17 protein-coding genes are annotated in these 20,847 nt (G+C 58.9%); 5 read left to right on the forward strand and 12 right to left on the reverse strand.

All coding sequences use genetic code 11. The features are described 5' to 3' along the window. The 3 genes from AC13E3_RS14690 to AC13E3_RS14700 form a co-directional block, all read right to left on the reverse strand. Entirely contained in the window at positions 1-825 is an 825-nt protein-coding gene (locus AC13E3_RS14690; RefSeq protein ID WP_008173359.1) for an inositol monophosphatase family protein, read from the reverse strand. A 56-nt stretch (positions 826-881) separates the two neighbouring features. After that, on the reverse strand, positions 882-2,177 hold the full coding sequence (locus tag AC13E3_RS14695; protein ID WP_008173357.1) for a pyridoxal phosphate-dependent aminotransferase: 1,296 nt from the start codon (positions 2,175-2,177) through the stop codon (positions 882-884). A gap of 113 nt (positions 2,178-2,290) precedes the next feature. Then, the gene (locus tag AC13E3_RS14700) at positions 2,291-3,589 is read right to left on the reverse strand and encodes a substrate-binding domain-containing protein (RefSeq protein WP_227497822.1); all 1,299 of its coding nucleotides are present in this window, start codon (positions 3,587-3,589) and stop codon (positions 2,291-2,293) included. 229 nt (positions 3,590-3,818) lie between these two features. Here AC13E3_RS14700 and AC13E3_RS14705 point away from each other — a divergent pair, with 229 nt between their 5' ends. After that, positions 3,819-4,478 (forward strand): response regulator transcription factor, encoded by a 660-nt coding sequence (locus AC13E3_RS14705; RefSeq protein WP_008173353.1) that lies wholly within the window; start codon positions 3,819-3,821, stop codon positions 4,476-4,478. Here AC13E3_RS14705 and AC13E3_RS14710 read toward each other — a convergent pair. The 5 genes from AC13E3_RS14710 to AC13E3_RS14730 form a co-directional block, all read right to left on the reverse strand. Continuing rightward, a complete protein-coding gene (locus AC13E3_RS14710; RefSeq protein ID WP_008173352.1) occupies positions 4,411-5,805 on the reverse strand; it encodes a sensor histidine kinase in 1,395 nt (464 codons plus the stop codon). The genes AC13E3_RS14705 and AC13E3_RS14710 overlap by 68 nt on opposite strands. A gap of 79 nt (positions 5,806-5,884) precedes the next feature. Beyond that, a complete protein-coding gene (locus AC13E3_RS14715) occupies positions 5,885-6,988 on the reverse strand; it encodes a lipase secretion chaperone (protein WP_008173349.1) in 1,104 nt (367 codons plus the stop codon). Positions 6,989-6,995: 7 nt separating this feature from the next. Continuing rightward, the gene (locus AC13E3_RS14720) at positions 6,996-7,922 is read right to left on the reverse strand and encodes an esterase/lipase family protein (protein ID WP_008173346.1); all 927 of its coding nucleotides are present in this window, start codon (positions 7,920-7,922) and stop codon (positions 6,996-6,998) included. A gap of 129 nt (positions 7,923-8,051) precedes the next feature. After that, positions 8,052-8,366 (reverse strand): DUF3301 domain-containing protein, encoded by a 315-nt coding sequence (locus AC13E3_RS14725; RefSeq protein ID WP_008173344.1) that lies wholly within the window; start codon positions 8,364-8,366, stop codon positions 8,052-8,054. Positions 8,367-8,416: 50 nt separating this feature from the next. After that, positions 8,417-10,048 carry a methyl-accepting chemotaxis protein gene (locus tag AC13E3_RS14730; RefSeq protein ID WP_273069947.1) on the reverse strand — a complete coding sequence of 544 codons (1,632 nt, stop codon included), beginning with the start codon at positions 10,046-10,048 and terminating at the stop codon, positions 8,417-8,419. A gap of 238 nt (positions 10,049-10,286) precedes the next feature. Between AC13E3_RS14730 and AC13E3_RS14735 the strand changes: the two genes are divergently transcribed. Together AC13E3_RS14735 and AC13E3_RS14740 are read left to right on the forward strand one after the other, a co-directional pair. Next, on the forward strand, positions 10,287-11,975 hold the full coding sequence (locus AC13E3_RS14735) for a putative bifunctional diguanylate cyclase/phosphodiesterase (RefSeq protein WP_008173342.1): 1,689 nt from the start codon (positions 10,287-10,289) through the stop codon (positions 11,973-11,975). Positions 11,976-12,437: 462 nt separating this feature from the next. Then, positions 12,438-13,031: an AraC family transcriptional regulator gene (locus AC13E3_RS14740; protein WP_227497821.1), complete on the forward strand. Its 594-nt coding sequence runs from the start codon at positions 12,438-12,440 to the stop codon at positions 13,029-13,031. Positions 13,032-13,095: 64 nt separating this feature from the next. Here AC13E3_RS14740 and AC13E3_RS14745 read toward each other — a convergent pair whose 3' ends face one another. Both AC13E3_RS14745 and AC13E3_RS14750 read right to left on the reverse strand, forming a co-directional pair. Then, a complete protein-coding gene (locus tag AC13E3_RS14745) occupies positions 13,096-16,185 on the reverse strand; it encodes an efflux RND transporter permease subunit (RefSeq protein WP_014578464.1) in 3,090 nt (1,029 codons plus the stop codon). Beyond that, positions 16,185-17,285 (reverse strand): efflux RND transporter periplasmic adaptor subunit, encoded by a 1,101-nt coding sequence (locus tag AC13E3_RS14750; RefSeq protein WP_008173339.1) that lies wholly within the window; start codon positions 17,283-17,285, stop codon positions 16,185-16,187. Before AC13E3_RS14750 ends, AC13E3_RS14745 begins: the two co-directional genes overlap by 1 nt. A 226-nt stretch (positions 17,286-17,511) precedes the next feature. On the opposite strand from AC13E3_RS14750, the gene AC13E3_RS14755 reads away from it, so the two are divergent. Continuing rightward, positions 17,512-18,018: a J domain-containing protein gene (locus tag AC13E3_RS14755; protein WP_008173338.1), complete on the forward strand. Its 507-nt coding sequence runs from the start codon at positions 17,512-17,514 to the stop codon at positions 18,016-18,018. 2 nt (positions 18,019-18,020) lie between these two features. On the opposite strand, the gene AC13E3_RS14760 is transcribed toward AC13E3_RS14755, so the two are convergent. After that, positions 18,021-18,809: a secretin N-terminal domain-containing protein gene (locus tag AC13E3_RS14760; RefSeq protein ID WP_008173336.1), complete on the reverse strand. Its 789-nt coding sequence runs from the start codon at positions 18,807-18,809 to the stop codon at positions 18,021-18,023. 360 nt (positions 18,810-19,169) lie between these two features. On the opposite strand from AC13E3_RS14760, the gene AC13E3_RS14765 reads away from it, so the two are divergent. Then, complete coding sequence (locus AC13E3_RS14765) at positions 19,170-20,222, forward strand: 3-deoxy-7-phosphoheptulonate synthase (protein WP_008173334.1); 1,053 nt, start codon at positions 19,170-19,172, stop codon at positions 20,220-20,222. On the opposite strand, the gene AC13E3_RS14770 is transcribed toward AC13E3_RS14765, so the two are convergent. After that, the gene (locus AC13E3_RS14770; protein ID WP_405417245.1) at positions 20,167-20,838 is read right to left on the reverse strand and encodes a LysE family translocator; all 672 of its coding nucleotides are present in this window, start codon (positions 20,836-20,838) and stop codon (positions 20,167-20,169) included. The two genes, AC13E3_RS14765 and AC13E3_RS14770, sit on opposite strands and share 56 nt — an antisense overlap. Positions 20,839-20,847: the final 9 nt, after the last annotated feature.

Consider the following 20,847-nt stretch of genomic DNA (forward strand, 5'->3'; position numbering starts at 1 on the left):
TCAGTCGTACCCAGAGGCAGACCGCAGGATAGACCGAACAGGCTCCCAAAGAGCCGGGGCCGAAATCAGGATATCGCGGCCCCAGAGGTCGGCAGGATAACCGTCGGGCACTTCACTGAAATGGCCAGCGGTGGCGCCTGCTTCCAGGGCGATCAGGCGGGCGGCGGCGAAGTCCCATGGGCTGACGTTTTCATAGTAGATATCCAGTCGGCCACAGGCCACCCAGCAGATATCCAGTGCCGCGGAACCGATGCGCCGCAGGTCGCGGCATTGGTGAATCATTGCATCCAGGCGTTTGACCAGCGGTTCCAGGGCGTCCTTGGTGTAGGGGAAGCCGGTTGCAAACAGGGCATCCCGGGGCACGGTGGCGCCGCTGTGGCGGATCGGATGGTTGTTCAGCGTGGCGCCCTCTGAGCGGGTCGCCCGGAAGGTTTCGCCGGGGAAGGGCGCATGCACCACACCGGCCTGAACCCGACCTTTTTCGGCATAGGCAATGGAGACGGCTACCTGGGGATGGCCATAGGCATAGTTCACGGTGCCATCGATGGGGTCGACGATCCAGAGGGGGGTATCCAGCTCCTCGGCCTGGCTAAGGTCCGGCATGGTCTCTTCCGAGAGAATCCGGTGACCGGGGAAGCGTTTGCGGATGGCGCCTGTGATGAATTCGTCCGCCATCACGTCGGCGTGGGTTACCAGCTCGGTTTGATGCTTGTAATCGGTGCGCAGGGCGTTGTTGTCCCGCTCGCGGCGAATCAGTTCGCCGGCCTCGCGGGCCAGGTTTTCGGCAAAGTCGGTAATCTCGAGCAGAGAAACTGAATCAGACATGGCGCCCCCGTTGATATCCCGTTAGAGAATGAGGGCGCCAGTCTAACACGGCAGGATCAGAGGCTGTTCAGCCACTGCTCCATCTTGTCCATGGCGGTGACCAGCCGCGGGCAAGCCTGTTTCACGAAGTCGTCGCCCAGTTCCTGTTCGGCATAGTCGCCGCCGGCGAGCTCCAGGGATTCGGCGCCGTCGAAGTCGACGAAGGCCAGGCGCGCCGCCAGATGATCCGGCACGAAGCCAAAATCGCTGGCCGGCAGGATGGCCACGCCGGTGTTTTCCAGCAGGGCCTGGCAGAGGGCCTGGCTGGTCTTGATGTCTTTACTGGCCAGTTGTTCGCGGAAGCCGGAGAAGTCCGGGAACAGGTAGAACGCGCCTTCCGGTTTCTGGACTACCGCGCCCATGTCGCTCAGTCGACGGTGCATGTACTCGCCAACAACCTTCAGCACCCGACGGGACTGTTTAAGGTATTCGTCGATGTCGTCACCGCCATTGAACGCTGCAATGGCCGCGTGTTGGATCGGCGCGCTCGTCGCGGTGTAGGTTTCACTGGCGATGATGGCCATGGCGTCCTGCAGGGGCCTCAGTTCCCGGGGGAAAATGAATGTGCCAAGGCGCCAGCCGCCGGCACCGGCCCATTTACTGAGGCCGGTACTGATGATGGTGCCTTCCGGGTAATACCTGGCAATGGATTTGTGCCTGCCCTCGAAATGCACCTCACCGTAGATCTCATCGGAGAGCAGGATCAGCCGGTATTTTCGGGCCACATTGGCAATGGCCAGTAGCTGGTCGTCGGTGTAGGTGCAGCCGGTGGGGTTGGACGGGTAGTTCAGGATCAAAATCCGGGGCCGCGAGGGATCATCCCGACAGATGATATCCAGCTCTTCGGCGGTAAGCTGCCAGTTGTTCTCGGCATGGGTTGGCAGCCAGTGAACCGAGCGGCCGATGATCCGGGCTTGCGGGGCATAGGAGACCCAGCTCGGACGCGGGATCAGCAGATCACCATAGTAGGCCAGCTGCAGCATGAACAGCAGTTCCTTGGAGCCCGGGCCAATCAGCACGTCTTCCCAGGTGCAGTGCATGCGCTCACTCCGGCGAATATAGCCGGCGATTGCCTCGCGTAAGCCTTTGAGCCCTTTTACCGGCAAATAGTCCTTTTCGTGGGCGTGCTCCTTGAGCGCCTCCACCACGCGATCGGGAACCGGGAAAGGGGACTGCCCCAGCCCGAGTTTGATAATGTCCTTGCCCTCGGATTTGAGGTGATTGCTCAGCTCATTGATTCGAAGGGTGGCCGAGGGCTGAATACCCCGGACGTTCAGGTTGATCGCGTAACGGTGGTCGTTTTGGATGTCCATTGTCCCTGTCTGTTGGTTGGAAATGACCCCGTCAGTATAGGAAACCCAAACATATCTGTGATGTCGTGGCGGATAGGTGATTGCCGCAGTTTTTCGTCAGACTTTGGTCTCGACTAGCGGGATTTGATCCAGACTTCCACGCGACCATTGCGCCGGCTGCCACTGCCACCAACCGGCATGTACTGGCCGTAGCCGGTGTAGGCCACGTCAGGAACATCCACTTCCTGAAGCGCCTTGCGGACGGACAGGGCCCGGAGCTCGGAGATCATCTGGGCACGTAATTCATGACTCTGGGTGTCGGCAAACCCGATCAATAGCAGGTCGTCAGCGGGCCGGCCGTTCTGGATCAGGTACTGCTGAACCCGCTGCAGGTCCCTGCGGGCCTTGTTATCGAGCTTGGTCCGGCCTTCTGAGAAGCGGAAATTGACCGTCAGGCGATGGTAGTTGCCGGTCAGGCGGCGAAAGCTCTCGGGCGTCGCGTCGTCGAATTCCGGCTTTACTGCGATGGGGTTCTGAGAGATAAAGCCGGACTCGGCCACCAGTGCCTGACCTTGCTGGCCCAGGGCGAATCCGATCAGACCGGCGGAAAGCGCTGGGACATCGCTTCCCGGCGTGTACATGAACAAACGCCGTGACAGCGGGTAGTCCTCGCTGGCGACGGTGAGCTGGTTGGGGCGCAGTGCTGGTGCATTGCCTTCCGAAATAGCCAGGAGTTTGCTGTCCCGAACTGAGGCCAGGCCGGAGAAGCCAATGCCCGACGGATCCCGGCTAACATCATCCGATAGCTGGTCGTTGGATTCATAGCGTTTGGCATTGCTGTCCAGTTCGAACTGTTTCCCCAGCACCAGGGATTTGAAGGTGTCCCAGGTGCCGGAGCGGTCATCCCTGGCATAGAGGTGGATCGGCCGGTCCGGGCCGCCCAGCTCTGACCAGTTCCGGATCTGGCCGGAGAACACACGGCCCAGGGTTTCGATACTCATCTTGCTGACGGGGTTGGATGGATGTACCAGAATGGCCAGTCCATCAATGGCAATCACGTGTTCGCTCTCGGGCGCAGTGAGATCCGCCCGGGCCTGGAATTGCTCCGCTTCTTGTGGTTTGACCGGGCGGGAAGAGGCCCAGATGTCGGCCTCGCCGGCGGCCAGCGCCTTGAAGCCGGTGCTTGATCCGTGCGCTGCAACCAGCACCTCGGCCGCCCGGTTGTTCACAGGCGCTCGCAGGATCTTTTCGTTTTCCACTCCCGTGCCCCTGGCTGCAACCTGCCCGCCGCCATGCTCTTCCAGGTAGCCGGTAACGAGCATTGGCGCCAGGGTAGCGCCAACGGTATTGGAACCGTGGATTTCCAGGTCATAGGCCTGGGCCTGAAAGGCCATAAGAGCGGGCAGTAGCAGTCCCGGGAGTGTTGCAGTCATCCGTGTGAATCGCGGCATCTTTCGAAAAACCCTTACCAGACAGTTGGTTGAGAAGCTGGAAGGATGCTTCAGAAATATGACATTTGTGTTTCACTGCCTACACATTGGGACGCAAGGCCGCAGGTCCCTGTAAAAAAATGTTAAGCAGTGCGCGGAGCGCAGCGTTCGGCTGGCCTATAGTGACGCATCCGCCGTAACAAAAATAAACACAGCGGGCAGAGGCACATCCATGGATGCCATAACATCGAAAGCCGGGCAGGCCCCTGCTGCGGGCGCACGACCAGTTCCCATGAAGAAGGTGTTGCTGGTCGATGACCATGCCCTTTTTTCCCAGGGGTTGGCGGGCCTGATCCGTCAGGAAGGCTTGGCCGAATCCGTTGTGATCGCCAGCACCGTTGAGGGCGCCTCGGATTTGTTGGTCCGTCAGGACGATTTTCAGCTGATCCTGCTCGATATCGCTTTGCAGGGCGAAACAGGATTGGCGTTGTTACCCAGGCTGGCAAGCCACAGGGAGCCACCTCCGGTGGTGATCATTTCCAGCAGTGAAGACGAAGCTACGGTAAGAGCTGCGCAGGCAGCCGGTGCCAGTGGCTTTCTGGCGAAATCTGCCGGGCGGTCGGCGCTGGTGAGCATGGTCCGCTCTGTAAGCCGCGGTGAGAGGTATTTCCCTGGCGGTAACGATCCTGTGGCACCGGGGCTGTCGTTGACCCCGAGGCAAATGGACGTGCTCCTGTTGTTGGCCCAGGGCTTTCCCAATAAACGGATTTGCCAGAGCCTGAATTTGACGGAGCACACGGTGAAAACCCATCTCAAGGCGATTTTTACCCAGCTTGGTGTTCACAACCGGACAGAATGCGTGAATCTGGCGCGGGCTCGTGGGTGGTTGTGACGGCCGCGGGAAGCCGGACCCAGAACACAGACCCCCCGCCAGACCTCGACTCGGCGCCGCACTCTCCCCGCATCAGCGCAACAAATTCCTGAACAATGGTCAGGCCAAGTCCCAGACCCGGATACTCACTGGGGCCTGCGCCCCTCACGTAGGGTGAGAACAGGTTATCCACCAGCCCGGGTGGCAGGCCGATGCCGTCATCCGCGACCTCCAGCAACACATGTGAGCCCATGGCTTTTGCTGACAGGGTAACGGCCGTGCCGCTGCTGTGTTGCACCGCATTGAATATCAGGTTCTGGAGGATCCGCGACAACAGTGATGGATCCGCCATAACCTGAAGATCACTACCCGGGTGGTCAATCCGAACCTCTATCTTGTTATTGCCAAGCGAGTCCGCCAGCAAATCGTTGAGATCCCGGAATACCGGTGCCAGTGTGGTTGGTCGGACAACGGCTTGCACCATGCCCTCGTTGAGCCGTGCGCTGTCGAATACGGTGCCCAGCAGGCGCCGGAGATGACGAATCATGTCCCGCAACTGTTGGGTGGCCGGGTGCGCTGCGGGGCCGTCTTTGCTTGGCGACAGGCTTTCCAGCGTTATGTCGATCACGTTCAGAGGCTGGCGCAGGTCGTGGCTGGCTGCGGTGATCAGTTCCGTTTTTCGCCGGCTCTCGTCGCGGGCCGCCTGATGCATGTGATCCAGCAGCTTGCGGTCCAGAAAGTGCGCTCGGTGGCGGTATTCACTGGTCCACGCGCCAACCATGCCGATAAGGTTGGCCGTGGTCAGGAAAAACAGGTTGGTCGCTATGTCGGAGCCGGACATACCGCTCCAGAGTTCGGTCAGAAGGTAGCCGACGATCAGAACAAGCGAGACCATGGACGCGCTTAAGAACGGCAGCCCCATGGCAAAGTATCCGAACATGAGCATCAGGATCATGCCCTCGTAGGGCAGCGGAAAGGCAACCTGTCGCGCGGCGGCAATGATTGCGACCACGCTCAGGCCACCTACGAGGTAGGCCAGGGTATAGATGCGCTCGAAGAGCCTGTCCGAGGGAGACGCGCGGTAGGCGAGCCAGACAACTGATGCAATCACCGGGCAGGTGACGGCGAGCCGGATGGAGACCGTGACCTGAGCCAGTTCTGGCGGCAGGGTCAGTGCATCCATAACCGCGTAGATCAAAAAAAGGAACAGGCCGGCCACTGAAACGGGCCGGGCTCGCTGTCGGATCAGTCCGGACCGGGTTCGCCGGTAAGCTTCCTCCAGATCGGGCGCAAAGCGCAGGTTCCGAAATCCGGCGGCCTGTTGTTGTCTGATCTGCTCGGTTGTCATGGCCATTTCCAGTGTCGGGCAGGTTTCTGGATTGTATCCGCCCCGGCCGACTGGCTTCGCGAACCCGAGCACATTCCGGTCAGCCGTTACCGAGCATCTTCAGCCGTGCCCAGGTTCTGTCCTGCTCATCCGGGAAATGCTGTTCCAGCAGAGCTTCTTGCTGTTCCTGGATGTCGGCCTCGGTCAGACCCGAGGATTCCTCCCGTTCCATCGCGTCCCGGAACGCATCGGAGCGCTGGTCGAAGCGCTTACGCTGCTTGAGATACTTTACGACGCTCTCGACACCGTCCGGACCCACGCCAAGCTCTTCCAGTTGCCTGCCGGCGGCTTCCGGAGACGAGGCAGATTCAATGGCTGCTGTCCGGGCCTGTTGTTGTCGGCTGCTCGCGTGAAGGTGTTTTTCGGTTGTCCTCAATTCCTCGGGCAACTGATTGCGGTGCCACTGTACGAGTGCCTGTTTGCCCTGTTCGCTCAGGTCTGTGCGCTGCTGAATGGCCAGTGTCGCCAGTGTGTATTCGCTGTAAGCCTCCTCAAGCCCGAAGAAAGCCCGGTGGGCATCAGGGCTGAAGGTGCTGGCGCGCAGTTCTTTCAGCTGTGCCAGGGCATCGCCCAGCGCCGTCAGCTGATAGCCCGGATCCTCCGTTCGGGCTGGGTCGAGTCGGGTTTGCAGGACTTGCAGTGACGCCTGCTTATAGGCGAGATACTCATCGAGGAGCGCCAGCGCCTGGGTGGAAGCGGGCTCAGGCAAGTGGTTCCTGGCCATGGTTTCGATCTGTTGAATGGCTGTTTCCGGAGTCACCTCGCCGACCGTGCTGAGGAAGTAATCGAAAAAGTCACGCACCCGGAGATTGATAACCAGCTCGCCGTTGTCATCGGCTGTCAGGGCGCCGTCAATTTGTGTCCCTGATAGCGACGCCGCAAACGGGGTCGGCCCGAGGGAATCAGGAGTTCGGGATTGCTCCTGTCCAGAAGAAGGCTCTTCCGGGACCGCTTTGGCGCTGTGCTCGGATGCTGGCGTTGGCGACTTCGCCGGGGCCGCGGATGATGGTGGCATTGAAGCCGAAATTTCGGCGTTTGTCTGGGCTGTTCCGGCAAGGCCATACCAGAGAGCACCGGCGACCAGGACGGCCGCCAGTGCACCCGGGAACAGCCACCGACGCGCTTCGATGGATGTCCGCTTCATGGTCACCTCACAGACCGCGGTTTTTAAGCCGGTTGGCCTGGGTGCGGTAAAGGGTGACAGGGTTGGTCCACAGAGAACGGGCTCCGAGAAGGTGGTTGATGGCGTCCACGTGGTTCATGTCGTAGTGGGTGCCGATCACCCGGCCCATCATGGTTGAGCAGACGCCTACCAGCCCGTCATTGGGCTCGCTGCCAAAGGCCAGTGAAGTGATACCCAGGAACGGGTCGGTAATGTCGAACGCATTGGTCCACACGCCCCGGCCGGTCCAGGAAAAGAACTTGATGCGATTGCCGTCTATCCAGACATCCTCGCTGGTTCCGGCGCAGCTATTCCGGTTCACGCCTTTCCAGCCAAGGGCATCGTTCAGGCTGGTTGTACCAGGTGTGGTGAGGGTCTCCAGCGCCGCCAGCCCGTTCTGAGGGTTGTCTGCTCCGGACAAGGCATTGATCAGATCGCCCAGGGCGTTGGCGATGGCGTTGGCGCCGCCTTCGACATAGCTACCCGGCGGAAGGATTCCCCGGACCACATCGGCCACTTTGGAGCCCTTGTTAACGCCGTCGATGGAGGTGATTGAGGCAATACGGTGAGGAATCAGGGCTGCAGTCACCCGGGAGGTAGGCGCGCCCTGGCTGTGGGCCATCAGGTTGACTTTGGAATGGCCGAGGCTGTTGACGTAGTTCGCCAGTTGCTGGCCCCGCTGCTCACTGCTGTTGACGAAGGACACGCTGGCGGAATAGACCTGTGCGCCACTGCGCTCAAGATTCCAGGGAATGGTATGGAAGTAGTTCACCAGGCCGCCGATGGTGTTGAACCCGGTGACGCCGTGAACCAGGACAATCGGGTGGCGGGTCTGGGTGTAGCCGGCGTGGCTTGAAAATGAGGCGGACAGCAAGGCCAGCCCCAGCACAACTGCTGTGGTAAATCGAATACGCATGTGTGACTCCTGTTGTTTTTGTTGACGGCTGCATCAGGCAGCCGACGGTCGTCGATGCGTTGTCGATTATTGGTATGTCAGGAGCGATCAGGAATCGCCCAAATGGGTGAGGACAGGAAGGCTGCGTATTCAGGAAAACCGGTGGGGTTCCAGCTCCATATGCTGGATGCGCTGGCCCAGCATGATGATACGGCCGGTGTAGCGCTCCTCACCGGTGGATGTGAAATCGAACAGGAAGCGGCGCCAGACTCGGATCCGCCCCTGATCGTCGCGTTTGAACCATAGACCACGGAGGAATACCGCATCATCCAGCAGCATCACGTCCATGCTTTTGCAATAGCGACGCGCTGCCTGGAGCACGAAATCCTTGATGGCTTTGGCGCGCCACCAGTACCAGACAGCGAATCCGGCCACGAATAGCCAGAACAGGGTTCCAAGAGTCACGGTCTCAGCGATCTTCCACGGTTGCTCAAAGGGATGATCGCCAGCCTACCCTATTGCGTCGGCTCGGGGAATCGCTGACGCTTCCCGGATTCCGGCGCCGGCAACAGTCGGTCACACAGCATCTGCAGGAAATGGCTGGTCAGCAACTGGGCCTGATCCACGTTATTGCCGAGGTGTTCCGACTCTTCCCGGGCGTTTTCGCTGCTCTCGACAGAGCGGTTACCGAGTTCCAGGAGTCGTGCTGCCTGACGTTCCACCTGAACGCTCAAGGCCGCCTGTTGTTCGGTAGCGCCGGCTACCTCATGGGTGCAGGAAGTAATGAGATCCACATCTCTGAGGGTCGCTTCCAGCGTCTCGCTGGCCTCATTGGCGATGCCTGCCGTTTGCTGACAGCAGTGGGTGCCGTTGTTGATCACCTCGACCACCTCACGGGTTTCGCTTTGCAGGGCAGCAATCATCTCATCGATCTTGCGGGTGGATTCGTGGGTTCGCTGGGCCAGTCCCCGAACCTCATCGGCAACCACGGCGAAGCCGCGACCTGATTCGCCGGCTCGCGCCGCTTCGATGGCGGCATTGAGAGCCAGCAAATTGGTCTGCTCGGCGATGTCGGAGATCACATCCAGAACCATGCCAATGGCATCGCTTTTTTCGGACAGCGCCTGCATGCGGTCATTGGCCACAGAGAGCTGCCCGCCAAGCTCGGACAGCGACTGATTCATGGATGTCATCTGCCCGCGACACTGGTTGGCTGACTGGCGCGCGTCGTCCGTTGCGTCGTGGGTCCGTGCGGTCAGTTCGCTGACCCGCCGCACGCTTTCCGCCAGCTCCTCAAAAGCACGGGTTATGTCCTGGATATCGCCCTGCTGGCTGCGGATGCTGGCCACAGAGTTTGCGACCCACTCGACGGTCCGCTGTTTCCGGCCGTGGAGCTTGCCCACATTGGCGTGCATGCGGGCGGAAACGGCCCGAAGAACGGCATCCCGTTTCTGGCGATCAAATTCGATCCAGGCACCTTCATCCCTGCGCCCGGTATAGATCCAGGGCATGGCCGGGTGGGTCTCGGTACAGGCCGATCTGGCGCTGCGCATCACAGGAAGGGTAAGCCAGACCAGTACCGCGAATACTGCCAGCAGCAGCCCTTGCAATGTCACTAGATGGGACAGGGCGAGCTCTGAAAGGCCGAACCAGAGCAGGGCAACCGCCAGCAGTCCATACAGGCAGCCCAGTTTCAATGCCAGGGGCGGACTGACTGCAAGGTATCTGCGGGGGACTTTGCCTTGTTTCCAGACCGAATAGAGTTTCTCCGCCCTGGCAACCTGATCTGGTCGGGGGCGTGTGCGAACAGACTGGAACTCAACAATCTCGCCGTCTTTGCGAATTGGCGTAACAAAAGCGTCCACCCAGTAATGATCGCCGTTCTTGCAGCGGTTCTTCACCATACCCCGCCAGGATTCGCCGGATTTAATGGTTTGCCAGAGATTTTCGAATGCCCCCGGCGGCATGTCCGGATGCCGTATCAGGTTGTGGGGCTGGCCGACCAGTTCGTCAATTGTATAGCCAGCGACTTCGGCAAACTCTTCGTTTGCGGCGGTGATCTTGCCGCGAAGGTCGGTGGTGGTGATCAGGTGGTAGTGGTCCGGGTAAACCTTTTCTTTCTGAGTGACCGGTTCGTTGACTCGCATGGCGTTTCCTTGCACGGGTCAGTGTTTTTCTCGTTGTTGGCCTACTATCAACCCGTTCTTTTGTCCTGAATATCCGGTTATTGCAATAAATGAAAATATGTTCATCTATTTGCTGTTTCCCCTGGTGGTTTCTCGTCTTTTGCAATATGTGGCTAGGTTGGCGACAGATACTGCTTATGCTGGTGGGTGGAACTGATCGGACATGATTCAGGGGCTGCTAAAAAGGAGTGAGCAGTGCATGCAGGCATTACAACAACAAGATTTCAGGGCTCTCGTCGACAACCACCCAAAAGCCATCATGCTGGCAACCAGGGAGCCAAGAATTCTTTACGTGAACGAGAAATTCCGTTCAGTCACCGGCTACCGGTCGGACGAGGTGCTTGGCCAACCCCCTTCTGTGCTCAGCTCGGGATTTCACTCCCGCGAGTTCTATCAATCCATGTGGAGGGCCATTGGTCATAAGGGGCGCTGGGAGGGACTGGTCTGGAATCGGCGCAAGAACGGCGAGACCTATCCACAGTGGTTGATGATCTATCCGGTTGAGCATGAAAACCATCGGTTTTACGCCGGCGTTTTCATGGATGTCGGTGATATGACGGCTGACGATGAGCGCCTCGCCTCGCTGGCCTATTACGACCCGTTGACCGAGCTGCCCAATCGCGCGCTGTTTCAGGAGTTCCTCAAGGCGCGTGTCTCACAGAGGGTAAAGGACGGTCAGGCGTTTGCGGTGCTCTATATCGACCTGGATTTCTTCAAGTCCGTAAACGATTTGCATGGACATGATTGTGGTGACCGGGTTTTGCAGCAGGCAGCTCTATGTATCCAGAGTGTGCTTCGCCGCGGGGATGTCGTGGCCCGCCTGTCGGGTGACGAATTCGCCGCTATCATCGAGCTGCGGAATGATGATGACCTTGAGAGCGTGTGTCAGCGGATGGTTCAGAGCTTCAGGGCGCCAGTGATTGTCGATCATCGCGAGTATTTTTTGTCGTCATCTGTTGGCGCCGCCGTCTATCCGGACCATGGCAGTCAGGCATCCGAGCTTCTGCAGAACGCGGATCGGGCCATGTACGCAGCAAAGCTTGCGGGGCGGGCCTGTTTCCGGATTTACGATGCGGTCGACACCGAACAGGGTCGGCAGGCCGAGCTGCTATCCGAGGCGTTAATTGTTTCACTGAAAACGGCACCGGAGGAGTTCACGGTTGTTTACCAGCCACAGTACCACCTCGATACCGGCAAGATGGCCGGGCTGGAGGCACTTCTACGCTGGACCCACCCCGAATTCGGTGCCGTGTCACCCGCTGATTTTGTGCCGATCGCCGAACAACGAGGCCATATCCACGAGCTCACAGAGCATTTGGTCCGTTGCATTGAGTCGGATCTCTCCGAATTCCCCGCCTCATTTCTCCGTGGTCTGCGGCTTGCTCTCAATATTTCGGCCCGGCAGATCACGGACTCCCGTCTTGAAGCCCTCTTGAATCCACTGTTCGAGAGAATTCGAGCAGTGGGGTGGCGCCCTGAAATCGAGATTACCGAAACCCATTTAATGAATCTTTCACGTCAATGTCTCGACAGGCTGGCGGAATTCTGTGAGCAGGGGGTTGTCGTCGCCATTGATGATTTTGGCACAGGTTACTCTTCGCTTGCCTACCTTCACACGTTGCCAGTTCAGGTGCTGAAAATTGATCGTCAGTTTACTCAAAGACTGGGTGGGGAATCGCGAGATTCACGCATCGTCTCCGCGATTTTGGCAATTGCAGATGCCCTTGAACTGGAGGTGGTCGCTGAGGGAATCGAGAACGCGGAGCAGCACGCAAAACTGAGAGAATTGAAATGCCAGAGAGGACAGGGATATTTGATGGCGCGGCCGGCTCCCTGGAGAGTATGGAGCGCCAATCTGATTGACCACAGTCAAGAGAAGAGCAAATAACCCTAAAATTCACAGGGTTTTGCAAGATATGGCTAGTGGGAAAGTGTTGCCTCCTATAGAAGTAGCCCAATATTTTGTTTCAGGGCTCAAATGAGAAAGACATCTCCAAAACCGGATCTGGACGCGTATTTGAGGCTGAATAACGCCTCATTTGAGGAGTGGATCACCGCTCTCCGCGTGCTGTCTGGCTGCGACGATATAAAATGCCGCCCGCATTCGGGCGGCGGCAGTATTGGTTCTCTCTCTGCTCTTGATAGTGCGCGCGGTCGGGTTATTTCGCTCAAAGCCAGCAAAGGGATAGACGTGTCGGGTTTTCGTTCAACCGAATCTGTCCTGTTGTTACCCCGGGAAGGGGTGCCGGAAATCGCCATTCGGGGAGGCCTCTGGCGGCCTCTGGACCGACTGCTTGTACTTGTTCCACAAGACAGGTTCGAACTTCGTCTGGCACCTGGAACAAAGGTTATGATCCTGAGGCCAGATGTTGGTGCTCTGGGTGACTGGATCGCGCAATCATCTGATCAATGTCTTACCGTTCTTGAAGCAATAATTGACTGTTACCTGGAACGTTTGCCATTTGTTCGGGGGGATGAACAGGCCAGGCAGTTGACGAACCGCTTTTTCGATACGTTGGCGACGCCCTGGACACCCCGGAAGGCAGCTGTGTGTTCGGAACGCAACCTTGACCGCCGTTTGCAGCGAGTGGTCGAAAAAATCATGCAGGATCCTGCCTGGGAGTTCGACCTCAAGGAACTGGCAAGTTACGCCGGGGTCAGCGAGCGGAATCTCTACTACCTGATGAAGCGGGAAACGGGTATTACGCCTTATCGGTTCTATCAGAGGGCTCGTTTGACCCGGGTTCGGGAGCGGTTGGTTGACTGTCAGTGTGAGGTGCCACACATCTCCTGGTACGCCGCGGATGAGGGGTTTTCCCACCTTGGCCGATTTGCCGCCATGTACCGTGAGCATTTTGGGGAGCTGCCCAGCGAAACCGTCCAATGGCGCCGTAACCTGCTGCGACGCAGCGTTGCGTCCGCGGAGGAACTTGTAGAGACGTGATTGTCTCACGCAAAAAAAGGCCCGGCGCACGTTGCCGTGGCCGGGCCCGATACCTTTCTTCCTATCAGTGGGCCGGAGCTGACTTTTCCTCAGGTCCGGAGCCGTTACCGTATTCCTCGGAGGCTGAGCCGTGATGATCACGGCCCAGCAGGATATAGAACGCCGGTAAGACAAAGATAGTGAACAGGGTGCCGATACCAAGACCTGCGCTGATGGTCAGGCCGATGGCAAAGCGGCTTTCTGCACCCGGGCCGATGGCAATCAGCAGAGGCACCATGGCAAAGATCAGCGCCAGTGATGTCATGATGATTGGCCGCAGACGAATGGCGGCAGCCTCGATGACCGCGTCCACTTTGTTAAGCCCACGCTCCTTCTGCAACTGGTTGGCGAACTCGACAATCAGGATACCGTTCTTGGACACCACCCCGATCAGCGTGATCAGACCCACCTGGGTATAGATGTTCATGGTGGCAAATCCGAGCACGATGAACGCCATTGCCCCGGCTACCGACATGGGTACCGAAACCAGGATGATGAACGGGTCCCGCCAGCTTTCGAACTGGGCTGCCAGAACCAGGTAGATGACCAGCAGCGACAGGAAGAAGGTCACCATCAATGCGCTGCCCTGGGTGGCCAACTGTCTTGTCTGGCCGGTATAGTCGTAGGTGTAACCCTGCGGGAACACTTCGGCGGCGGTCTGCTCCATGAAATCCATGGCAGTGCCAGCGGCCACCCCGGGCATAACCACACCCTGAAGGGTCAGCGAGTTCTGCTGGTTGAACTGGGTCCGGTTGGATGGCTCAACGTCCTGGGTGAAGCTGACGACGCTGCCCAGCGGCACCAGTTCGCCGTTGTCTGCCCGAATGTAGTACTCATTGAGGGCCTGGGCGTCCAGCCGGAACTGCTGATCTACCTGCGGAATGACCTGGTAGGAACGGCCCTCCATGCTGAACCGGTTGATGTAGCCGCCTCCGAGCATGCTCGACAGGCTCTGGCCGACGTCCTGCATGGACAGGCCAAGGTCCGCCACCCGGTCCCGATCAACGTTGATACGCGTGATCGGACGATCAAAGTTGATGGACTTCTGCAGGAACATGAAGTTACCGCTGCCCATGGCTTTGCCGAGCAGTTCGTCAGCCACCTGGTCCAGCTGTTCATAGTTGTTGCCGGTGGTGATTACGAACTGGAACGGCAAACCGCCGCCGGAGCCCGGCAGTGAGGGGCGCGGGAAGACTGCGGTTTGCAGCCCGGTGACGTTTTTGAGCTCGGCATCAAGTTTGGGCTGGGCCTCAAACTGGCTGATTTCCCGCTCGCTCCAGGGCGCCATCTTGAAACCACCGAATACGGCATTCGGGCCGGTGATCCCGATGATCATGAAGTCTTCGTTGTAGCCCGGAACCGTCGACATACGCTCCTGGATTTCATCGCCGTGCTCCAGCAGGTAATCCAGTGTCGACGTCTGTGGGCCAAGCCCCTGATAGAACAGAATGCCCTGGTCCTCGGTGGGAGCCAGCTCGTTCTGGCTCATGGAGACCATGAAATAGATTGAGCCCAGCACCACGACGGCGAAGAAAACCACGACCGACTTGGTTTGCATCAGTGAGCTCAGGGCCGACTTGTAGGTGGCGGCGAGGCCGTTGAACGTTTTCTCTACCAGGTTTTCGAATTTACCCGGGTTGCCGTGGGGTTTGAGAACCTTGCCCGACAGCATCGGAGAAAGCGTCAGGGCAACAATGCCGGAAATAACCACGGTACCGGCCAGCGTGAAGGCGAACTCCGTAAACAGGGAGCCAACAAGCCCGCCCATGAAGCCGATCGGGGCGTACACCGCCACCAGGGTGGTGGTCATGGCAATGATGGGAACCGCCATTTCCCGCGCACCGTTGATTGCGGCGTCAAAACGGGATTCTCCCTGCTCAATGTGCCGGTGAACGTTCTCTACCATGATAATGGCGTCATCCACAACGAGACCGATGGCGAGAACCATCGACAGCAGGGTAAGCAGGTTCAGCGAGAAACCGAACATCAACATGATGAAGGCGCCGCCAATCAGTGACAGCGGCACCGCAACCGACGGAACAATCGAAGCCCGAACCGAGCCGAGGCAGAGGAACACCACCACCAGAACGATGATCATGGCTTCCAGCAGTGTCTGGATAACCTCGTTGATGGAATCTTCGATAAAGTCTGAGGCGTCGTAAGCCAGGCGAACATCCAGGCCCGAAGGTAGTTGGCTTTCGATGTCCGGCAGCTCGCCCTTCACCAGGCCGGCGACGGTCAGCGGGTTGGCTCCGGGGGCCAGTTCAATCGCCACGTAAGTGGCAGGCTGTCCCTTGTAAAGAGCCAGTTGATCGTAGGTCTCCGAGCCCAGTTCGACTCGGGCGATGTCCTGCAGTCGGATCTGGGTGCCTTCGGACTGTTTGACGACAAGGTTGCGGAACGCATCCGGATCAGCGACGTCGGTGTCGCTGGTCATGCTGATTTCGGTGTAGGTGCCCTTGGTGTTACCTACGGCAGCCTGGTAGTTGTTGGCGCGGAGCTTTGCGACTACCTCCTGCGGTGTCATGTCGACGGCCGCCAGGCGCTCCGGATCCAGCCAAACCCGAAGGGCAAATTTACGCCCCAGCAGTTCGGCCTTGCCGACACCGGAAAGCGCCTGCAGTCGGGGCTGGACAACGCGGGTCAGGTAGTCGGTGATCTCGGGCACCGCCAGCTCGTTACTGTAGAAGGCGATATACATCAGGGCGGTTGAGTCACCGGTGGTGGAGGTGATGACCGGGTCCTGGGCCTCCGCCGGCAGAACGTTGCGCTGGCTCGCCACCTTCGCCTGGATTTCAGCAAGGGCTGCGTTGGCGTCATAGTTCAGCACCATTTTGGCTTCAATGGTGGAAGTGCCCTGCGAGCTTGTGGATGTGAGATAGTCAATGCCACTCGCCTCGGCAATGGCCTGCTGCAGCGGCGTGGTAATAAAGCCTTTGATCAGGTCGGAGCTGGCACCGGGGTAGGCCGTTGTCACGGTCACCGTGGTGCTTTCAAGCTCAGGGTACTGCCGGATTTCCATTTCCATGGCAGCGCGGGCGCCCAGAAGCAGAATCAGCAGGCTGACCACCGTCGCCAGTACGGGACGGTGGATAAAAATGTCGGTGAAGCGCATTACTCAGACGCCCCCTGCTTCTGCTCTTCGTCCTGAATGGCAACTTTCTGACCTGCGCGCAGGCGCAGCAACCCCTTCTCTACAACGGTTTCACCGGCTTCCAGCCCGGACAGAACGGCTACGCGGGTGTTGCGGGTTTCGCCGGTGGTTACCGTGCGACGATTAACCACCAGATTCCCGTCGTCATTCTCTTCAACGACAAACACAAAGTCGCCGTAAGTGTTGTAGGAGATGGCGGTGCGCGGCACCGTGACTACCTCGTTGTCTTCCGGTTGCTGCGTCAATACGGTGGCAAACATGCCAGGGCGTAAGAGGTTGTCCGGGTTAGACAGCGTGGCGCGAACCCGGACAGTCCGGGTCTCCGGGTTAACCGAGGTGTTGATTGCGCTGACGGAACCCTCGAAATCCTGCTCCGGAACAGCTGCGACGGTGGCGACCACCGGATAGCCTGTTGCTACGTTCGGCAGGTTTTTCTCGGACAGGGTATAGTCGACATAAATCGGATCCAGCATGTTGATCTCGACAATTGGGGTGCCGGTGGCAATGTATTCGCCCTGGTCGACCATCCGGATACCGAGCGTGCCATCGAAGGGCGCGCGGATAATTTTCTTGCTCAACTGGGCCTCGGCTTCATTGACCCGCGCGCGGGCGGCGTCGAAATTGGCCTTGGCTTCATCGTATTGGGACTGCGACACTGCGCGCTTGGGTAACAGGTCGGATACCCGTTTGAATTCCTGCTCGGCCAGTTGCGCCTCGGCACGGCGAGTGCGAAGGGCAGCCTCATCAATGGCGGCGTCAATGCGGATCAATACATCGCCCTGTTTGACCACGTCGCCGGATTCGAAATTGATGGCCTCAATCACACCGGGTACCTCATTGGCAACCCGGATGCCGTTAATGGCTTCAACACTGCCCACGGCCTTGATGGCCGGTGTCCAGGCTTCGTTCTGAGCCTCAACGGCGGAAATCTGCGCCGGCGGTTGGGGCTGGGACATCTGCTCTTGCATCTGGCCAAACTGGTAGAATTTGTAGCCGAAGATGCCTCCGAGCACTACGCCGAGAAATATAATGACGATCAGAAAGCGGGAAGCAGTGCGCATGATTCGGGTCCTGAGGATCTGTGTCAGATTTTGGGAAGCATAGCATCCTACAAAACAGGGTCGCTAATGTCACCGGGTTGTAAGTATTTCTATCTAGACTTCGGATTGGTCAGATTTGACAGATATCATGGTCGTTTTCTTGGCGGGGGGTTTTCCGCGCAGGGCACTGGTAATGTAACAGGCGACAGTGACAGAATTACGACGGTATTCAGGGTGAGGATCAACAATGCAGTGGATTCTGGGAATCGCGTTGGCAGCCGCCGTGTTTGTGATTCTGAAACAATGGGGTGCGTTGTCCGCCGAAAAGAAGAAGGCGGCCACCTGGAAAGTTATCCTGGTCGTGGGCGGCGCACTGCTGGTGTTTATGGTGCTAACGGGCCGGATCCATGTGCTTACAGCGGCGGTGGCGGCCGTTATTCCGCTGTTGCGCAAACTCCCCGCCTTGTTGAAGTTTGCCCCTGAAATCAACCGGTTCATGGGGTCGAAACAGCGGGAAGACGGGCATGCGCAGGGGAACGATCACGCTGGTCCGGGCGCTGATCTGGTCGGCCAGATGTCAGAGCGCGAAGCCTGCGATATCCTCGGCGTGAAAGCCGGTTGTGCCGAGGAGGACATCGTGATGGCCCACCGCCGGCTCATGCAGAAACTGCACCCGGATCGCGGCGGGAACGACTACCTGGCGGCCAAACTGAACGAAGCCAAGCAGGTCCTGCTGGGCAAGCGCCACGCCTGATATCAGGGCAGAACGTCGACCCGCACTTCAAAACTCCGGTTCTCGGACCGACTGCTGTTCACCTGATAGGTAATGCCACTGCGCTCCTGGGTTGATCGGGTTGCGGTGCTTCCCAGTGTTACCCACTGTCCCGGCTCCACACGCCGGATGGTGACTACAGCCTCCGTTTCGTAGCCGTTCAGGTTTGCCGGTTCTTCCTCGAAGGAAACAATGCTCAGTTCGACCGCCTGATCAGAAATAACCTGGGGGCTGACCAGAAAGCCACTGCGCGTTTCGACCTGCTGTAGAAAGGCAGCAGGATTTCGGCCACCACGAACAGCGACGGGGATTGTCCGGACCTGGCCCGAGGTGATGTGTGCCGACTGGCCATCCTGCATGATCACTGATCGTTCCTGAGCGCTGCCGGTACTGGTAACGCGACGCTCTGCGGATATTCCTGCCTGCCCGTTGGACGCGGAGATGCCGGCACCTGAGCGCTTGCCGCCGCTGTCGGTTCTGGAGCGAACGGTGATCCGAACCTGGACTGGCGCTACATCCAGCGTTTCGACAAGCCGTCCGATTTCCTCCAGCAAGGGCGGTTCGCCGCGCACCACCAGTTGTTGCCCCCTTGCAGTCACGGTTACGGGCGAGCCCTGATAGAGCTCGCGGATCTGCACCGCCACATCGTCGCCCGGCCTGTTGTTGAGCTGGTAGGTGCGGGACTCGGCCTGGGCCAGAACCTGGCTGGAGATCAGCCCAAGCAAGAACGCCAGGGCCAGCTGCAGAGGATATCGTCGGACAAAATAGACCATTGATTGCTCCCAACCCTGATGTCGGTGGTGAAAAAACTCCGGCATGCGGGTTGCCAAGGTGAAAACCGTGGGTATATATTGAAAAGCATGAAGACGACACACGCGACCTGTCAATTGAATGTTTTGCAAGCTTTCGGCGCCAAGCCGGCGGCTGCAGTCGCTGCTGTGTTTTTCTGGTGGTTTGGTTATGGCTTTTATTTTAGCCAGAGCCGGGGCCGCCCATAGGATCTTCATCGAACGAATAACGAGGAAGGCAGCCCGGCAGAAAACCCAGGCTGCCACCGGACTCGAAAAGCCCCGACTGGTAGCCCACCAGCCGGGGCTTTTTTGATTCTGACGCAGGGAAACGGAAGCACTGACATGAATATGTCCTTGAACACTGAACTGACACACCAGGTAGTCGGATCACCGGCCACCCACCGGGAAGAAGTGGTTCTGCCAACGCCGGCGGAGCTCAAACTTCAGATGCCGGCCAGCGACGACATTGTCCGGCAGGTCGACAAACACCGGCAGGCAATCCGGCAGATTCTGCAGGGCAGCGACACGAGAACGTTGATCGTCATGGGGCCCTGCTCCATCCACGATGAGGTGGCGGCACTGGAATACGGGGAAAAGCTGAAAGCGCTGGCGGATGAAGTCAGTGACCGCTTCCTTGTCGTTATGCGGGCCTACCTGGAAAAGCCGCGGACCACGGTGGGTTGGAAAGGGCTGTTGTACGATCCGGAGCGCACCGGATCAGGCGATCTGAATGAGGGGCTGCTTCGTTCCCGTCGCTTGTTGCTGAACCTGGCGGCCATGGGGCTGCCGCTGGCCACCGAAGCCCTGAGCCCGTTCGCAATGGATTACTTGGGCGATCTGGTGAGCTGGACGGCTATTGGTGCCCGAACTACCGAGTCGCAGGTGCATCGGGAGATGGTCAGTGGGCTACCCATGCCGACCGGCTTCAAGAATGGCACCGATGGTGGTGTCGCCGTCGCCACCAATGCCATGAAATCGGCTTCCCATCCCCATCATCATCTTGGGGTTTCGGCAACAGGCGCGCCGGTCATGATTACTACTCGGGGCAATCCCGACACCCATCTGGTGTTGCGCGGTGGCCGCGGTATCACCAATTACGATGCGTCCAGCATTGAGCAGGCTGTGGGCGCCCTGGCAGAGGCAGGATTGTCCACAGCCGTCATGGTGGACTGCAGTCACGACAACGCCTGCAAGGAGTCAGAGCGACAGCTGGATATTGCCCAGGACGTGATGGCGCAGCGCCGCGCCGGCAACCACCATATCCGGGGTCTGATGCTGGAAAGCTTTCTGGAGCCGGGGCGTCAGGACGACGGCGAAGATCTGCGCTACGGCTGTTCGATCACCGATCCGTGTCTGGGATGGGCGCAGACGGAGGCTCTGATCCGCTCACTGTAGACAGCAGTAGCTGTCCGGCGAGCAACAGGAGAACGCCGCCCATCAGCCGGTCGAGCCAGTGCCCGAACCGGTTAAACCCGCGGCGGACACGGGGCAGGGTAAAGAAAATGGCAACCATGGCGAACCAGAGTGCCGTGGCCAGGGCCATGTAAATGCCATAGCCGGCCTGGAGCACAATGGGTGTGCCTGGGCTGATCACAACAGAGAAAAGGGACACAAAGAACAGCGTTGCCTTGGGGTTCAACGCGTTGGTCAGAAAGCCCAATCGCAGGGCTGCAATACCGGACTGTCCACCCGTCGGATCCTGTTCCACATGAATGCCGCCGGCCCTTGCCTGCAGGCACTGGACGGCAATCCAGGCAAGGTAAAGTGCCCCCAGCACCTTGAGAACATTGAAGAGCATGATCGATTGCTGGATCAGCAGGCCAATGCCCAGCAGTGAATAACAGACATGCACCAGAATGCCCCCGCCGATACCAATGGCGCTTAGCAGCGCGTTTCGTCGGGTCTGGCACAGAGCCTGTCTGAGCATCACGGCAAAGTCCGGCCCGGGACTGGCCACTGCCAGCAGGTGGACAAAGGCTACCGTCAGAAATTCCGGCCAGTAACTCTGCATCTTCCCAAT

Source organism: Marinobacter sp. L-80 (assembly GCF_056859395.1).

Bases quoted from the DNA above. Each gene is read 5' to 3' on its own strand.
- AC13E3_RS14740 (WP_227497821.1), top strand. From the start codon at position 12,438: ATGATCCTGAGGCCAGATGTTGGTGCTCTGGGTGACTGGATCGCGCAA.
- AC13E3_RS14705 (WP_008173353.1), top strand. From the start codon at position 3,819: ATGGATGCCATAACATCGAAAGCCGGGCAGGCCCCTGCTGCGGGCGCA.
- AC13E3_RS14735 (WP_008173342.1), top strand. From the start codon at position 10,287: ATGCAGGCATTACAACAACAAGATTTCAGGGCTCTCGTCGACAACCAC.
- AC13E3_RS14715 (WP_008173349.1), bottom strand. From the start codon at position 6,988: ATGAAGCGGACATCCATCGAAGCGCGTCGGTGGCTGTTCCCGGGTGCA.
- AC13E3_RS14690 (WP_008173359.1), bottom strand. From the start codon at position 825: ATGTCTGATTCAGTTTCTCTGCTCGAGATTACCGACTTTGCCGAAAAC.
- AC13E3_RS14745 (WP_014578464.1), bottom strand. From the start codon at position 16,185: ATGCGCTTCACCGACATTTTTATCCACCGTCCCGTACTGGCGACGGTG.
- AC13E3_RS14710 (WP_008173352.1), bottom strand. From the start codon at position 5,805: ATGACAACCGAGCAGATCAGACAACAACAGGCCGCCGGATTTCGGAAC.
- AC13E3_RS14750 (WP_008173339.1), bottom strand. From the start codon at position 17,285: ATGCGCACTGCTTCCCGCTTTCTGATCGTCATTATATTTCTCGGCGTA.
- AC13E3_RS14765 (WP_008173334.1), top strand. From the start codon at position 19,170: ATGAATATGTCCTTGAACACTGAACTGACACACCAGGTAGTCGGATCA.
- AC13E3_RS14695 (WP_008173357.1), bottom strand. From the start codon at position 2,177: ATGGACATCCAAAACGACCACCGTTACGCGATCAACCTGAACGTCCGG.
- AC13E3_RS14755 (WP_008173338.1), top strand. From the start codon at position 17,512: ATGCAGTGGATTCTGGGAATCGCGTTGGCAGCCGCCGTGTTTGTGATT.
- AC13E3_RS14720 (WP_008173346.1), bottom strand. From the start codon at position 7,922: ATGCGTATTCGATTTACCACAGCAGTTGTGCTGGGGCTGGCCTTGCTG.
- AC13E3_RS14770 (WP_405417245.1), bottom strand. From the start codon at position 20,838: ATGCAGAGTTACTGGCCGGAATTTCTGACGGTAGCCTTTGTCCACCTG.
- AC13E3_RS14730 (WP_273069947.1), bottom strand. From the start codon at position 10,048: ATGCGAGTCAACGAACCGGTCACTCAGAAAGAAAAGGTTTACCCGGAC.
- AC13E3_RS14700 (WP_227497822.1), bottom strand. From the start codon at position 3,589: ATGACTGCAACACTCCCGGGACTGCTACTGCCCGCTCTTATGGCCTTT.
- AC13E3_RS14760 (WP_008173336.1), bottom strand. From the start codon at position 18,809: ATGGTCTATTTTGTCCGACGATATCCTCTGCAGCTGGCCCTGGCGTTC.